The sequence below is a fragment of the Pseudoxanthomonas sp. 22568 genome (assembly GCF_052044485.1).
Lineage (GTDB): Bacteria > Pseudomonadota > Gammaproteobacteria > Xanthomonadales > Xanthomonadaceae > Pseudoxanthomonas_A > Pseudoxanthomonas_A beigongshangi.
The window spans coordinates 203,503-218,606 of sequence record NZ_JBQENC010000001.1 but is presented as its reverse complement, the minus strand read 5'-3'; the positions used below and the strand labels follow the sequence as shown (position 1 = coordinate 218,606).

Sequence of the window (15,104 nt, the reverse complement as noted above, 5' to 3'; positions counted from 1 at the left end):
AAATCCAGTTCGAGTTGATACATCCTCACTCGGCTGAAATGGATTCAGCTGGGCCTGCTACTTCGCCGGTTCGGGTATCCACCCTCCAGGTGCCTACGATATGACCATCGATTGCATACGTGACAATGAAGAGGTGGGTACTGTCGACAACACCAGGCCCAAAAGGACGTTTGGCCGACCAGGTCCGCTCTTCCGTGTCATGCCACCATTGATCCGCCTCATCCATCTTCCTGACCTCGTCAGCACGATGTTGCATGACAAGGCGAATCGCTTCTGCATGAGGCGACTCTTCCGCCCCCGCCGTATCCGCCGCATGCAAATGGGGCGCCGAAAACAGGCAAACAAGCACGAATAAGGTTTGCGCAATTTTCATGTTCGATCCGGCGATTCGCTGATTCAACGACACTAGTTCATTTTGAAATCGTTGGGTTCAGCCAACAAGCGACACGTGGCGGCCCCAGTGGCATGAACGCTCAGCCGTCAGAGCTCGTCGAGCACCGAATCCCTATACTTGAACGAGTTCAGGATCCACGCCTGCCCAGGACGATAGAACACAAACTGCCAGACGATGGCGTGCTTCTCGAACTTTTGAAGATAGACGTACTTGAGCACCGAATCGCCGGCCCGGCTTTCGGAGATGAACTCATATCCGATGCTCTTTCCGAACCTCGCCTCCATGACGGGAACCTGGAGCATGGCCTGACTGGCCAGCGCATCAAGTTCCACCTTGGGAATGACGGTATAGACGGCACCGATCTGATCGAATCCGCCTTTCAGATTACCTGTCGCGACTTCCTTCATTACCGAATCGGAGAACGCCTTGGTCTCGCTCTCTGATTTGAAATCACGCGCATGCAGGGTGAAGGGAAGCAGGAATAGTAGAAAAAACAAGCGCGACATTACGTCTCCTGATGGCAAATGCTGATAAATGGCCGTTCGAGTACGGCTAAGCGACATATCCGAAATAGACCCCGTCGCGCCCCTTGGTACGGCAGGATCTTAGGTCCGCCAAGCCCGACTAACAAGCCAATGGGGTTGCCTCCAGAGGCTGTACCCGTCAGCCCTGTCCCGGATAACGCTTTGTCAGCTCGTTGAGAACCCGCTTGCGCAAGGCTTCCGGGAGCGGATCGCCAAAGGCAGGCAGGAGCATGAAGCGGGGATTGACCGGATTGCAGACCACGACGTCCTCCCGTCCTCCCCGTCCTTCCACGAACCAGCCCGGCAGCGACAGCACGGGCACGACCTTCACCGGTTCCCCCAGCGCGTCCGTCAACGCCTTCTGCAACCATCTCGCCTGCCCCTTGGCCTGGTCCAGGGGCTTGGTTTCAACATGTTCCGGAAACCGCAGGGTCTTGCCGTCATAGCGCACCCTGGCGTTCTCCTTTCCACCCTGTTCCGGCTTCATCCGCGACTTGGATTCCACCGCAAACACCGCATGCGGCGAGATGACCACGTGATCGATGTTGAACTTGTCAGCCGGAATGTCGTGCAGGACGTAGCATCCCTCGCCGATCAGCGGGGTCAGGCACTGTGCGGTGGCCAGCTCGGCTTCGAGTCCCTGCCGCAGCTTGCGGACCGACTGCCCATTGACGATCACCTTGCGGATGATCCACGCCAGCATCGCCACGGCCGCCAGCCCCAGGATGGCGTCGCCCCAGCCGAAGCGGATTTTCGACCAGTCGAGCTTGCCCAGCCTTGCCAGCATCCAGCCGGACAGGAAGAGGGGTCCCAGCGCGACCGCCATGCCCATGGCTTCGTAGAAATCATCCGTGGCCTTGTCCAGCGAACGGCGCAGTTGTTCTCCGGCCTGATGATGCAGGGAGATGGTGAGCGGAGAGCGACGGTTGTCGCGCGCCAGCACACGACGCCAGAACAGGACCGTACCCAGTACCAGAAACACCGGCAGTGCCACCGCGACCGGCAATAACCATATGTGCATCCCTTCCCCCTTGTGCTACTTCCCGGCACCGATGGTGGCGAACTTGTGCTCTTGTTGCAACCGAACGAGCGCCCGGAACGCCAATGCAAGCCGTGTCACTTGCCGTATCCTTCCCTTTGGATCAGCATCAAATGACACACTTTCCCTTGCAGGCTTTCCGCCCCCTCGCGTCGGACATCACTTGTAATAGACATCAATCGTCGCGCCGGTACTGAAGGGACCGAGGGTGGGTTTGTCAGTCAGCCATTTGAGCTGGGCGAAGAACTTCTTCGCCACCACCATGTCACCGGTGCGAGGAATCAGGTCAAACTCCTGATTGAAGGGAACGGCGCTTTCGTCTTCCGCACGCCGCAGGGTGATGCCCACCGACGGGTTGTCGTTCGGCACCAGCACATGATTGCCGGGCTGAATGGTGCCGTTGAGGGGTTTCATCAGGGCAGTCAGCGCGTACACGCTGGTGCAGGGTTTCCTGGCGGTGATGCTGAAAGGCACGACCTTGGCGGTCTTGTCCCGCTCGGCGTACATCGAATGGATGCCACCAAACCGAATGGTTCCGGGTTCGATGGACAGGGTGGAGGCGCAGGCAACGTAGTGCAGCTTGTCCAGGCCGGTCACGATCATGCGCAGGTTCCGGTCTGGCTCGTTGTTGAGCGCCTGCGCGCATCCAGTTGGAAGATGGGATACTCACCGCGTATGCCGGTCAGCGGGCCATCCTGACCACTGCCGGGTCCTGAGCGCTTTGCCAGAAAGAAGTTGAAGGTCAACGTGAACTTGACCATGAACCGGGTGCCGCCACATCCCCGGCCCTGCGTTCCCCAGCAAGCGGGGACGACAGCATCGAGCTTGATCTTGCAGTTTCCTCCCCCCTGTCCCCCGCCGATGGCGGAACAGCGCTTGTCGCCCGGACCGCTACCATCGGCAGGACCTACCAGTCCGATCCCTATTTCCACATCCCTCCCCAATTTGCTCAAATTCGGGTCGTCGGGACTCATGTAGAAGTAGACGTTCTCGACACCGGCATCGCGATCATGAAAGCAGGTGATGACGAAGGTATAGGTGGGCGATCGCCACAAGACCGTGCCCGCAGGCAGCACTCTGGGTACTGCGACCGTGGTACCGATGTCCTGCTTGTGGGTGACAGTCCCTCCACCTGTCGGGGGCCGATCTTTTACGCAGACCATCGCATGGCTCTCATGCGCCAACACACACAGCGAAGCTGCCAGCAGGATTCGGACAATGTAATCCATGGTGCTCCTATGAACTCCCTGCATGACGCATGGCCACGCTCGAATGACGATCTCCACGGGGAGACAGACAGGCATGCCTCGGCGACCAGAGACTGCCAAACGCATACCGCACGAACGGGAAAGAGCGCTCGGTCTCCCGGGACGGGCTCCCATGAAAGCTAGCGATGCTAACTTTCGTTGCCATCGATTCTTGAAGAAACCGAATGGCGATTTCTTTAGGAATCGTCTTAAAAAAAACGCGAACTGACCCGCGACACGTTCGCGCAATCGATCGCGCTCGCACGCATTGGATTGCCGCAATAGAGAAGCCTATGGCCGGGATGCCCTGCTGAACGCATGGTTGGCGAGATGGCTGTTCGTCAGCCCACGGGTTGGCCGCTGGCCTTGGCTGTTCGATGCGAACCCTGGATTGCCGCCCTACGGAGCAAAGCTCGGTCAGAACGACTCACCGGACCGCTTTCCGCGCGAAGTTCCCCTCTTCGCGTCGTCTTGGGTGGTTAGTGACTCAAGAATCCGCCCGCGGCACCTCTCCAGGATCTCGTCCGCCAGGGGTGAGTCATCCGGGCAGGCGCGCGACAGGAGAATGCCTCCGCATGGGCGTGCCGATGGTCAACAACTGCGGACACTCTCCGCGCTCCATGATGCTGGCGCGCTGCGTCCGATCCTCGGCCGCACGTTCGGGTTCGACGAGACACTCGAGGCGATCGCCTACGTGGAACGGGGCCGGGCAAAGGGCAAGGTTGTCATCGCGATGCCACCCGCAGGCGCCGCCTGACAATCCGTTCGAGCCTTGCGGCGCGGTTTGATCATGGCACCGGATGTGCCGCATTGATTGGAGCGGCCATTCAAACCAGCATCGACTGCCGGGCGACAGATGCCGGAGTCGAGGACGCATGCTCCGCGCACCCCAGGCAATACGCCTACGCGTCCGTCACTTGTTGGCGCGCCGCGAGCGTTTTCCGTCGTTGCCACGCGCCGTCGGGCGACTTTGCGCGAACTCCGGGAAGGTCTCCGCCATCGACGCCTTGTCCGGCAGGATGTAGAACACCCCGCCCCGCTCGAACGTCGGCTGGATGACCTGCTCGTAAAACTCGGGCGAGACGTTGATGCAGCCATGCGTGACGCGGTTGTCGTCCGGCGATGGCGATGCCAGGCGTTCGGGGCGCTTCTCGGCCGGGACGCCGGTCGCGGTCGGGTGGATGGAGACCGCGGATTCGTAGTCCACCCACAGCACGCGCCCCGCGTCGATGGAGGGGCCGAAGCCGCCCACAAAGCGCCCGGCCGGCGTCGTGCGATCCCGGCCCGGAATTTCGCGAAGCGCGAGGCCGGCGATGCCTGGGGCCGTGTGATCGCCGATGGCCGAGCCAAAGAGTCCGGGCGCCGCGCCGCGAAGCCGGCCGTCACCGCCGAACACCAGGATCTGTGCGGCGGCCTTGTCCAGGACCGCGAACGGATAGCCCAGGTTGTCCTTGCTTGCGACCACCCAGCCCGCGAGCTCAATCACCGTATCGGACACTTCCTGTCCTCGCGGCAGTTGGTCGACGGCGGATACCGGTTGCGCGGTGGCATCCTTCGCGGTGGCCACGCCGACACTCGCGAGCGCCAGCGTCAGCGCCAGCGCGCCAGTGGCGGTCCGGATCGCAGGGTGAAGATAAGTACGGATGGGACGGTTCCTCAAAACGAAGACTGGATGAAGAAAGGAGACCGGCGGCCAGCAAGGCCGCCGGGTCCCGGGTTCAAACCGTTCGTCACAAATGATGCAGAACGATCAACCGCGCGGCGAGCGGCGCGGCGCGCTTTCGAGCCGCTGCAGGCGGCCTTCCATCTGATCCAACCGCTGGTTGGCCTGCTGCGCGGACTGATTGGCGGATTCGGCGCTCTGAGCCGCGCCCTGCACCTTCGTGTCGAGCTGATCGAGACGCGAGTTGATCGTCGCGAACTCGTCCTTGTAGGTGGCGCAGGCGCCAAGGCTCAGGGCGACGATCGCCACGCCGAGCGTACGTGCAATTTTCAGATGCTTCTGGGTCATGAACATTCCAACCTCCTTCGTCTGGGAGCTCGAAATATAGCGGTCTTTTTGCCGGAGTCATCAGCAGCCTTCAGCCGACATTGGCGTATGTAGATGGGCTGTGAAGATGCGGCAATCCGCGGGCGTTGCAGCCTGGATCCCTTCATCTCCATCAAAACCCGCGGCCTCCATGCGTCCGCGCGGTCGACAGGGTCTCCCCCGCGCCGTTACCGCACCCCTGCGCGTAATGCCGGCTTCGGATCGATAGCGGGCATTTTGAAGGACGTTGCCCGCTCTCCGCAGCCAATGCCGGAAGTGACATCGACGGCCACTGGCAAGGACGCGGACAAGGTCTGCCGGATGTCCCGCACTGGTTGGAGCCGGCCATTCAAACCAGCATCGACTGCTGGGCGAAGATACCCGCCATCGCGCCCTGCGATGATGCCGTGGTGACCGAGGGCATGAGGGGGTTGGCGAGGTCGCCGGCGGCGTAGATGCCGGGCATGCTGGTTTCGCGGCGCTCGTCGACCTTCAGAACGAGGCCAAGGGGCGTATCGACCGTGGCCAGGCCCAATGATTCATGCAGGCTTGCGGACGGCTTGTTGCGCGGGTGCGCGAACAGGATGTCGACCGCGACATCGGGACCGGTATCGAGCTTGATGATGGCGTTATGGTCCCCGTGACGGGCGATCCCGGTGATCCGGCCAGCGACGACAGGAATGCGGCGACGCGCCAGATCGGCCCGGACGTCGGGCGCAATGTCGTGACCGTCGGCGAAGAGCGTCAACCTGTCGGTCCAATCGTGGAACAGCCTGACATGATTGTGCGACTGCGGACCGGACCAGACGAGGCCCCAATGCTGGTCGGCGACTTCAAAGCCGTCGCAATAGGGGCAAGGCACAATGGCTGTCCCCCAACCTTCCGCAAAGCCCGGAACATCAGGCATCTGGTCAACGACGCCATAGCTCAGGATCAGGCGGCGCGCCCCAAGGCTTTCGCCGTCCCCGGTGAGAACGGTGAAATCATCGATGGCGCCGGAGATGCTGTCGGCCCGGGCATTGACCAGCCTGACGGTGGGATAGCGCGCCAGCTGCCGCCGCGCTTCGGCCAGGATGTCCAGCGGTGGCTTGTGATCGTGGCCGAGCAGGCCATGCGAGTGGCCCGCGAAGCGATTGCGCGGCAGACCCGTATCGAGAACGGTCACCTTGCGGCGGGCACGGCCGAGTTGCAGGGCGGCGGCGAGACCGGCAAAGCTGCCGCCGATGATGATGACGTCATCCATGGTGATGGGCTCCGCGTTGTGGGTGGAAGGGTTGGGCTGGGGCCAGGCGCGCATTGTCCAGCGATACGCGCTCGAAGGGCCCGGAACTGGAACCTCGGCCAGAAGCAGCGCCATGCATGTGCGGCAGAGGCGGCCCGGAAAGAGCCCGATGAAACAGGCTCAGCGTCGCGTCGGCGCTCGTCCCGTCAAACGGTGCAAAAGGATCGGCATTCATGCGTCGGACCACGCTTCAGTGTGCAGGGGCAAGCACGGGTTGGGCCGTTTCATCGGGTGAAGACGGTTTTATCTTGAACCAGATGGCATACATCGCCGGCAGGAAGACCAGTGTGAGGACGGTTCCCGCCAGCGTTCCCCCGATCAACGTGTATGCCAGCGTCCCCCAGAACACGGAGTGCGTCAGCGGTATGAAGGCCAGAATCGCGGCCAGCGCGGTCAGGATGACAGGCCGCGTCCGCTGCACGGTCGCTTCAACAACGGCATCGAAAGGACCCAGGCCTTCCTGCGCGTTATGGTGGATCTGGCCGATCAATATCAGGGTGTTACGCATCAGGATGCCTGACAGCGCGATCAGTCCGACCAGTGCGTTGATGCCAAATGGCTGCTGGAAGACCAGCAGGGTCGGCACCACACCGATGAGCCCCAGTGGGCTGGTGGCGAACACCATGACCATCGCGGCGATGGAGCGAACCTGCAGGATGATGACAAGCAACGTGAGCGCGATCATGATCGGGAACAGCGGGAGCATCGCCGCCGTGGCCTTGCCGGACTCTTCGATCGCACCGGCCTGCTCGATGCGGTAGCCCGCCGGGAGCCGCTCGATCAGCGGCTGCAGATCCTTCAGCACCGCCGTGGAGACATCTGGCGGCTGCAGGCCTTCGGCGATATCGCCGCGGACGGTGATGGTGGGCGTGCGGTCGCGTCGGCGCAGGATGGGATCTTCCATGCGCACCTCCACGGTCCCCACCTGGGAGAGCGGGATACGTTGACCAGCACTTCCGACCAACGTGAAGTCCGCGATCTTCTGCGGATCCAGACGCGTATCGCCCGCCGCGCGACCTACCACCTGCACGGAGCGGATGTCTTCGCGTACGTCCGTGAGCGGCGCACCGCTGAGCAGGAACTGCAATTGCGTCGCCACCGAGCTCGAGGTCAGGCCCACGGCGTTGAGGCGGTCCTGATCCAGTGCAAAGTGCAGCGTGGGCACGCGGGGGCCCCAGTCGGAGTTGACCGTTCGCATCATCGGGTTCGCCCGCATGACGTTGCCGACCTCCCCGGCGATCTCGCGCAGTTTTTCCGTGTCCGGCCCCATGATCCGATAAGCCACCGGGAACGGGGATGGCGGACCGAACACGATTTGGGTGACACGCACCTGCGCTTCGGGCGCCAGTCCGTCGGCGATCGCCTCGCGCAGCCGGAATTTCAATGCTTCCCGCTCCTTGTCATCGCCTGCCAGCACCACAATCTTGGCGAACGACGGATCCGGCAGTTCCGGAGCCATCGCCAGGAAGAAGCGAGGAGCGCCCTGCCCGACGTAGGTCGTCACAATGCGCGCCTCTTCCTGCCTGGCGAGCCAGGCTTCGACTTTGGCCGCGGCGGCGCTGGTCTGCTGGATGGACGTGCCGTAGGGCATCTGCACCTCGACCAGCACCTCCGGTCGATCGGAGGTGGGAAAGAACTGCTTCTTGACCGCGCCCATGCCAACGACGGCCAGCGCGAACAGCCCCACCACCGCGCCGGCGACCCACCATTTGCGCGCGATCACCCGCGCCAGCAGTTCCCGGAAGCGATTGTAGTTGCGGGTGTCGTAGATGGCCTGATGTCCGCCCTCCACCTTCTTGATGTCCGGCAGCAGCTTCACGCCCAGGTAGGGAGTGAACACCACGGCCACCACCCAGGACACGATGAGCGCGATGCCGACAATCCAGAACATGTTGCCGGTGTATTCACCCGCGGTGGATCGCGCGAAACCGTTGGGCATGAATCCGATGGCGGTGACCAGCGTTCCGGATAGCATCGGCGCGGCCGTATGGCTCCAGGCATAGGCCGAGGCGGCCACGCGGCTGTAGCCTTCTTCCATCTTCACCACCATCATCTCGATGGCGATGATGGCGTCGTCCACCAGCAGCCCCAATGCCAGGATGAGCGAGCCCAGCGTGATGCGATCGAAATTCTTGCCCGTGGCCGCCATGATGACGAACACCGCGGCCAGGGTCAGGGGTACGGCCGCGGCCACCACCATGCCTACCCGCCAGCCCATGCTGAGGAAGCACACCAGCATCACCACAAGCAGCGCGACGAAGAATTTGACCATGAACTCGTCGACCGCCGAACTGATGTTCACGGCCTGGTCGGTGACTTTGGCAAGCGACATGCCCAAAGGCAGTTGCGCATTGATCTTGCTGACTTCCGATTCCAGCGCCTTGCCGAGATCCAGCCCGTTCCAGTCATCGCGCATGACGACGCCCAACAGGAGCGCGGGCTCGCCGTTGTTGCGAACGAGGAAGGTGGCCGGATCCTCATAGCCACGATCGACGGTGGCCACGTCGGAGAGCTTCAACGTGCGTCCGCGTGCCACGATCGGCGTCTGGCGGATCTTCTCCAGGCTATCGAAGGCGCCCTCCACGCGCACGAACACCTGCGGCCCACGGGTCTCGATGGACCCGGCTGGCGTCAGCACGTTCTGGCTGTTGAGTGCGGTGAAAATGTCCTGCGGGCTGACGCCTACCGTCGCCAGCCGATCGTGCGAAAAGGATACAAAGATGCGCTCAGGCTGCTCGCCGATGATGTTGACCTTCTTGACCCCGGGCACATGCAGCAACTGTTGGCGCAGCATTTCGGCGTCACGCACCAGCAGTCGTTGCGGTTCCCCTTTCGCCTTGAGCGCGAAGAGCGCGAAGGTCACGTCAGCGTATTCGTCATTGAGAATCGGCCCGATAACGCCAGCGGGCAACCTCTTTGCCTCGTCTCCCAGTTTCTTGCGGGCCTGATAGAACTCGTCCTGCACCTGGGAGGGTGGCGTTGCGTCGCGCAATGACACCATCGTGAAGGCCAGGCCTGGCCGCGTGTAGGTCTCGGAGCGGTCGTACCACCGCAGTTCCTGCAGCCGCTTTTCCAATGGTTCGGCCACCAGGTCCTGCATCTCTTGCGCCGTCGCTCCCGGCCATGCAGTGACGACCGTCATCTGTTTGATCGTGAACGGAGGGTCCTCGGCACGGCCCAGTTGGAAGAACGCAAGGACGCCCGCCACCGAGATCAAGAACAGGAGGAAGACGGTTACGGAGCGCTCGCGAACCGCGAGCGACGAAAGATTGAAGCGCTCCTCACTCATCGCTGAGCTCCGGAGCGTGTTTCCTTGCCTTCGCCCAGCGGCTTGACGATCTGGCCGTTCTTGATCAGGTGCGCACCGAGCGAAACAACCCTCTCGCCCGACTTCAGGCTGCCTTTGACCTGCGCCATGTCGTCCGAAAGTCCCATTACCTGCACGGGGCGCCAGACGGCTTTGACGGGCGTGCCCTCCAGCGCCCAGACACCGGTCCCCTTCCCTGCGTCGAACAGCGCGCCAATCGGGACCTGAAGTGCGGCCGTGACGGGCAGGCCATCGGCGATTTCGAGCGTGACGGTGGCGCCCAGAGGGGCCTCCGCGAGCGCGCCATCCAGGACATACCTGGCCTCGTAGGTGCGTGTCAGCGGATCCGCCGCGTCAGAGAGCTGCCTGAGCCTGGCGGGCACCGGGTTCCGGCGATCGCCGTACAGCCTGGCCTGGCCTACCGAGCCCAGTGCCGGGCGCAAGGTCTCGGGAAGCTGCACGATGGCTTCGCGCTCTCCGGTTCGCGCAAGTCGCACGACGGGCTGGCCGGCGCTCACCACCTGGCCGGGTTCGGCCAGCGTTTCCATCACTGTGCCGTCAGCATCGGCGAGAAGCTCCGCGTAGCGATTGGCGTTGCTGGCCACCTGTGCCTGGGCTCTGGCGGCGCTGAGCTGGGCGCGCGCCGCATCGGCCGCGGCCTTGCTCTGATCGTACGAAGAGGCGGAGATGGCGCCCGTGCCAAGCAGGGCGCGATACCTGGCCTCATCGGCGATCGCCTGTCTGGCTTGGGCTTGCGCGGCCACGACCGCCTGCTGTTGCGCCTGCGCCGACAACTGAAGGTCAGCTGGGTCGATGCGCATCAGGATCTGCCCGCGCCGGACCTTTTGCCCCGCATCCACCAGCCGCTGCGACACCTTGCCTGGAACACGGAATCCGAGGTCGCTCTGGACTCTCGCCGCCACCGTTCCTGTAAATGCGCGAGCTCGCGCGCCATCCCCCACCACCGTCGCCGTGCGTACGAAAGGCGCCTTTGTTCTGGGGTCAGACGGTGCTTCGGCGCCGCATCCCACCAGAAAAGCCAGGAGAGCAATAGTTAATGAATTTTTAACAAAATGACGCATGGGGAGTCCCGTCGGTCCAATCTGGACGGGACTCTGAACCTAGTGACTAAAATAGTCAATAGTCACAACGAACTTCCTAAGGAGACAGGCTCCGCAACACGAGGCTGCAGAGCAGCATGGGCGCTTGCCCGCTGTAGTCGAGGCTATGCGGCAACAAAAGTGGATTCAAATACGGACGCAATACCAGATAGACGGCATTGGTGGTTTCATCCAGCGGCGTCTTGCGCTCGAAATCGCCCGAGTCCCGGCCCTGCTGGAGGATTTCCTGAAGCAGCGCGCGTAGTCTCTCCTCGTATCCCAACACGGATTGCCACCGCTCGGCGGCGGCCGACTGCGCTATTTCGTAGAGCTTTCGGTCCTGGGAGAAGAGTCGCTGGTGCGCCTCCGTGGAAGCCTTGAAAAACTTCCTTAGCCGCTCTGCGGGCTGCTCCACGCCATCAATGGCCTGATGGATTTCCTGTTCGAGTTCCGCCAGGCAGTTGGCGCAGATCATCTCGCCAATGGCCTGCTTCGACTCGAAGAATTTGTAGACGTAGGCCTTTGAGAAGCCGATTGCCTTGGCCAGATCGGAAACGGTGGTCTTCTCGTAGCCGTAGTGGCTGAAGTGCTCAGTCGCCGCCACGACAATCTGGTCGCGAATGTCATGAGTAGCCGGCCCGCGGCTGGCGCCAGTTGGAGCGCTCAGGGTATTCATGCGCCCAGCTTACCGGGGCCACCATGAATCATCAACTTATGTCCGTTGGGGTTATTAGTCACACAGGACTTGGCGGACTGAACAGGCACGGTTCATGAGCGCCTTGCCAGAACCATTCAGCCGGCAAGCCGGTGGAGACCCCAAACCGGCTTTCCGCCAGATCAACAATCACGAGCTCCCGGATCTTCCACGCGATGCTGCAAGGCAGGTCGGTTGGGACATGCCTCGTTGCCCGGAACGTCCGACAACACCCATCCCAACCGGAATCCCGGGCTGGCCGTGCACAGGCCGATAAACCCTCGAGGCCGGGGTGGCATCCAATGGCAGTCTTTCCCAGCATCCCGCGCTCATGCCGTCATCCGTCATCGGAGCTCCACCCCGCGTCCTGACAGCTCTCGCGGTTGCCCTGCTCACCCTGCTCCTGCCCGGCCAGGTGCGTGCGGAATGCGGAAAGTGCAAGGACATCGCGGAGAAATTCGCTCGCGAGGAAGGTTTCAATGGCACGGTGCTGGTCACGCGGAATGGCCGGGAGATTTATAGCGGCGCCTTTGGCACAGCGGACGCGGAAGCCGGGACGCCGATGACGCCGCGGACGCGCTTCGAGGCCGGTTCGATTTCCAAGTGGGTCGCGGCCATCGTGACGATGCGGCTGGTGGAACAGGGCCGGCTGGCGCTGGACGCGCCGATTACCACCTACCTTCCGGACTACCGGGCCGATACCGGCCACAGGCTCACGCTGCGCTGGCTGATGAGCCATTCCAGCGGCGTGCCCAATCAGTGGGACGCGGCGGCCAAGGCCGACCCGACGCTCAAGCAGCAGTCGCTGGACAACGCCACGGCGGTACGCACCTACGCCAGCGGCGATCTGGCGTTCGAGCCGGGGACCGACTGGGACTACTCGCATTCGAACTGGCTGATCGTCAAGGCGATTGTCGAACGCGTCAGCGGACAACCCTATGCCGCGCTGGTGCGCACCGTGCTGAGCTTCCCGTTGGGACTGCGCGACAGCGGCATCTTCGTCGGCGACTCGGTCCACGTCACCGGCATGGCCGCGGGCTATGCCGCGTTGCAACCGGTCGTGACACCCCGGCAAAACCCGGTGCCCGACTTCATGATGCTGGCCGGCGGTTATTACACCAGTGTCGGCGACCTGCAGCGGCTGATGGACGGGGTCTTCAACCATCGCGTCCTGTCGCCCGCCAGCGTCGCCACGTTGATGGACGTGGTCCGCCCCGCGCAAAACTACGCACTGGGCGGCCGGGTCAAGACGTTGCCGGTGGCGGGAAAGCCGCGCGCGGTGGCGTGGGAGTACGGCTCCAATGGCGCGTTCCGCGTGCTCGCCTGGCGTGTGCTGGAAGACGGTCACAGCGTGATCCTGGCCAACAACACCAGCTTCGACCATATGCGCATCGGCGATCTGGCGACTGCGCTGCTGGATGCCAGTTACGGGGAACCGGCTTCGCCGTGATGAAGGGTTCGCGGTGTCCACGCTGCTACGGCACGGCCGGAACGCCCCCGCCCGCTACAGACGAGGAAGGGATCTCCGTCAACGGCGTTGCAGGCGACGCCGCGACTTCTCTATCAAGGCCGCTGCCAGTGCACAGACAGCGCCTGCCCAGCAGCGCAGCGAATCGATTTCGCCTTCCGGTGTGGCCATGATTCCCTGATAGAGGTTCCAGCCGCCGGAAGCGACAAATATCAATGCCGCCATCGTCTTCAATTGCGTGGTACGCCGTAGCCTATCCACGGTCGGCGAACACCTTCCATCCCCTACCGCCCTTTCCCATCCGCCGCCGTCCTATCCACGCTCGACTTGAAGTACGAATAAGCCGTCATCACCGTCGCGACGTCCATGCCCGGGTGTTGGTCGAGAAATGCATCGCGGAAGCTGTCGGCGCGTGGGTCTCCCAATTCCCTTGCCAACTGGAAGGATGCAGCGATGGCCTCCGGCTGGCCGCCCAGCGTTCCGGAAGACGCGATCCTGCCGGCGAGGTAGGCGGCAAAGGGGCTGCGGGTGTCGTGCAGCAGGTTGGCAACCATGGGCGTGGCGCCCACGAACTGCCGGAACAGTTCCTGGTCATCCGGCGTGTTCTCGAATCCACGCATCGTCAGGACGGGTGCCACCCGTTCGCTGACGCGGTCGATATGGAACATCCGTGCTTTCTGGTTGCCCGCTGTCGCCAGACGTTCCAGTTCGGCATCCGGAGTGTCGCGGGCCGCCAGCCATTCCTCCGGCATGGGAAATCCCCGCGCGGTCAGTTCCCGCTGCTCCTGCTCGCTGGCGAAGGCGAGTGCGCCGTAATACCTGCCGTTGACGGCCTCCAGATAGGCACGGTCCCGCTCCGGCAGCTTTGCCAGTCGGGCCTCCCAAGAGGCGGCGGCTTCCAGGCTTGTCTGGCCTGGATATCGCATCGTGGTGGGAACGTCTATCCACAAGCTTTGGCCGGCTGTGCCGGCCGCCGCAACGGGTAACCCGGCCGTCGGGGACTGCGGAATCTCATGGGACTGGGACGCCGGGGGCTCTTTCGATGTGCAGGCTGCGAGCCCAACGGAGAGCAAGATGCCAGCCGCCACGATCTTGCGATCATTTTCCATAGTGCTTCTGGACGCCAGTTACGAGGAACCGGCGTCGCGGTGATGGATGCATGGTCATCTCGATCGGCTCCCTCCCCTCATGGGCGCGGGTAGTTGCGTCCCCGCCCGTAGGTCGTGAAGAGCCGGAACGCCTCCTTGTCGGCGAGCAGGTTTTCAGGCGGCGAAAGCATGCCGAATTGGTAGGCGTATCGGTCCGCCGCGCGGGAGTCACCGGCCAGATAGGCCGCGCGCAGATATGCAGCGCTAGTGATCAGGTTTGCCAATTCCTCCGTACGACGATACAGATCAGACAACAAGTGAAATGCGTAGACATTCCCCTGGGCTGCTCCCTGCCAAAGCAGGCCAATCGCCGTCCTCGCCTCACCGTCCAGCGCCAGGCTCATCGCATACAGCGACTGGACTACCTTGCTGCCGGTCCGCTGGTACTCTTCCCGATAGTCCGCCGTGGACCGCATGCGAAGATCCTGAATCTGTTTGACCGTGGGGTAGCCGTGCGCCAACAGCCATTGGGCCTCTTTCGGCGTGGCGGCCACGTTGGGATTGCGCTCGCAATTCCCCGTTTCAGGAGGGCACTGGTAACGCCGGAAAACATCAGGGGGTTCCGCGGGTATCGAGGCGCTCACCATTCGCGGTACCGCTTCCGACGGAGTGGGCGTTCCCTGCACGAATCCCTGATCCAGCGAAGCGTTCGCTTGGCCTGCCCGTTCGCCATCCTCACGAGCGGAAAACCAGTAGCCGGCACCGAGAATCAATGCCACTACGACCAGCGCCATGACCGCCTTGTTGCTCGCCATTTCGTCACCTCTTCCCAAAGGATTTCCGCACATCGGGCTTTTGAAGCTCCGCCGCCAGCATCCAGAACCACGATCGCAGCCCTCCGCCTCCATCCTCCAAGAGCCCTGTGGGCCCGT

At 62.8% G+C, this 15,104-nt stretch carries 16 protein-coding genes; 2 read left to right on the top strand and 14 right to left on the bottom strand.

The window, feature by feature from the left end:
- Positions 1-25: 25 nt before the first annotated feature.
- The 5 genes from ACTJI2_RS01155 to ACTJI2_RS01135 all read right to left on the bottom strand — a co-directional run bounded on the left by ACTJI2_RS01155 (position 26) and on the right by ACTJI2_RS01135 (position 3,186).
- Entirely contained in the window at positions 26-373 is a 348-nt protein-coding gene (locus tag ACTJI2_RS01155; protein WP_440840800.1) for a hypothetical protein, read from the bottom strand.
- A gap of 107 nt (positions 374-480) precedes the next feature.
- Positions 481-900 carry a hypothetical protein gene (locus tag ACTJI2_RS01150; protein WP_183637565.1) on the bottom strand — a complete coding sequence of 140 codons (420 nt, stop codon included), beginning with the start codon at positions 898-900 and terminating at the stop codon, positions 481-483.
- Between the two features lie 157 nt (positions 901-1,057).
- Entirely contained in the window at positions 1,058-1,939 is an 882-nt protein-coding gene (locus ACTJI2_RS01145) for a nuclease-related domain-containing protein (protein WP_440840799.1), read from the bottom strand.
- Between the two features lie 177 nt (positions 1,940-2,116).
- Positions 2,117-2,560: a fimbrial protein gene (locus ACTJI2_RS01140; protein WP_440840798.1), complete on the bottom strand. Its 444-nt coding sequence runs from the start codon at positions 2,558-2,560 to the stop codon at positions 2,117-2,119.
- Positions 2,557-3,186 (bottom strand): hypothetical protein, encoded by a 630-nt coding sequence (locus tag ACTJI2_RS01135; RefSeq protein ID WP_440840797.1) that lies wholly within the window; start codon positions 3,184-3,186, stop codon positions 2,557-2,559. The genes ACTJI2_RS01140 and ACTJI2_RS01135 overlap by 4 nt, the downstream gene beginning before the upstream one ends.
- A 583-nt stretch (positions 3,187-3,769) precedes the next feature.
- Between ACTJI2_RS01135 and ACTJI2_RS01130 the strand changes: the two genes are divergently transcribed.
- The gene (locus ACTJI2_RS01130) at positions 3,770-3,961 is read left to right on the top strand and encodes a zinc-binding dehydrogenase (protein ID WP_440840796.1); all 192 of its coding nucleotides are present in this window, start codon (positions 3,770-3,772) and stop codon (positions 3,959-3,961) included.
- A 156-nt stretch (positions 3,962-4,117) separates the two neighbouring features.
- Here ACTJI2_RS01130 and ACTJI2_RS01125 read toward each other — a convergent pair whose 3' ends face one another.
- The 6 genes from ACTJI2_RS01125 to ACTJI2_RS01100 form a co-directional block, all read right to left on the bottom strand.
- Complete coding sequence (locus tag ACTJI2_RS01125) at positions 4,118-4,798, bottom strand: hypothetical protein (RefSeq protein WP_440840956.1); 681 nt, start codon at positions 4,796-4,798, stop codon at positions 4,118-4,120.
- A 156-nt stretch (positions 4,799-4,954) separates the two neighbouring features.
- On the bottom strand, positions 4,955-5,221 hold the full coding sequence (locus ACTJI2_RS01120) for a hypothetical protein (RefSeq protein WP_183637577.1): 267 nt from the start codon (positions 5,219-5,221) through the stop codon (positions 4,955-4,957).
- A gap of 361 nt (positions 5,222-5,582) precedes the next feature.
- Complete coding sequence (locus ACTJI2_RS01115; RefSeq protein WP_440840795.1) at positions 5,583-6,476, bottom strand: NAD(P)/FAD-dependent oxidoreductase; 894 nt, start codon at positions 6,474-6,476, stop codon at positions 5,583-5,585.
- Positions 6,477-6,705: 229 nt separating this feature from the next.
- Positions 6,706-9,804 (bottom strand): efflux RND transporter permease subunit, encoded by a 3,099-nt coding sequence (locus tag ACTJI2_RS01110; RefSeq protein ID WP_440840794.1) that lies wholly within the window; start codon positions 9,802-9,804, stop codon positions 6,706-6,708.
- The gene (locus tag ACTJI2_RS01105) at positions 9,801-10,904 is read right to left on the bottom strand and encodes an efflux RND transporter periplasmic adaptor subunit (protein ID WP_440840793.1); all 1,104 of its coding nucleotides are present in this window, start codon (positions 10,902-10,904) and stop codon (positions 9,801-9,803) included. The genes ACTJI2_RS01110 and ACTJI2_RS01105 overlap by 4 nt, the downstream gene beginning before the upstream one ends.
- 76 nt (positions 10,905-10,980) lie before the next feature.
- Positions 10,981-11,598, bottom strand: a complete 618-nt coding sequence (locus ACTJI2_RS01100; RefSeq protein WP_183637589.1) for a TetR/AcrR family transcriptional regulator — start codon at positions 11,596-11,598, stop codon at positions 10,981-10,983.
- Between the two features lie 349 nt (positions 11,599-11,947).
- Here ACTJI2_RS01100 and ACTJI2_RS01095 point away from each other — a divergent pair, with 349 nt between their 5' ends.
- Positions 11,948-13,066, top strand: coding sequence for a serine hydrolase domain-containing protein (locus ACTJI2_RS01095; protein ID WP_440840792.1), 1,119 nt, complete (start codon positions 11,948-11,950; stop codon positions 13,064-13,066).
- Between the two features lie 78 nt (positions 13,067-13,144).
- On the opposite strand, the gene ACTJI2_RS01090 is transcribed toward ACTJI2_RS01095, so the two are convergent.
- The 3 genes from ACTJI2_RS01090 to ACTJI2_RS01080 form a co-directional block, all read right to left on the bottom strand.
- On the bottom strand, positions 13,145-13,318 hold the full coding sequence (locus ACTJI2_RS01090; protein ID WP_440840791.1) for a hypothetical protein: 174 nt from the start codon (positions 13,316-13,318) through the stop codon (positions 13,145-13,147).
- Positions 13,319-13,368: 50 nt separating this feature from the next.
- Positions 13,369-14,010, bottom strand: coding sequence for a hypothetical protein (locus ACTJI2_RS01085; RefSeq protein ID WP_440840789.1), 642 nt, complete (start codon positions 14,008-14,010; stop codon positions 13,369-13,371).
- A gap of 260 nt (positions 14,011-14,270) precedes the next feature.
- On the bottom strand, positions 14,271-14,987 hold the full coding sequence (locus ACTJI2_RS01080; RefSeq protein WP_440840788.1) for a hypothetical protein: 717 nt from the start codon (positions 14,985-14,987) through the stop codon (positions 14,271-14,273).
- Positions 14,988-15,104: the final 117 nt, after the last annotated feature.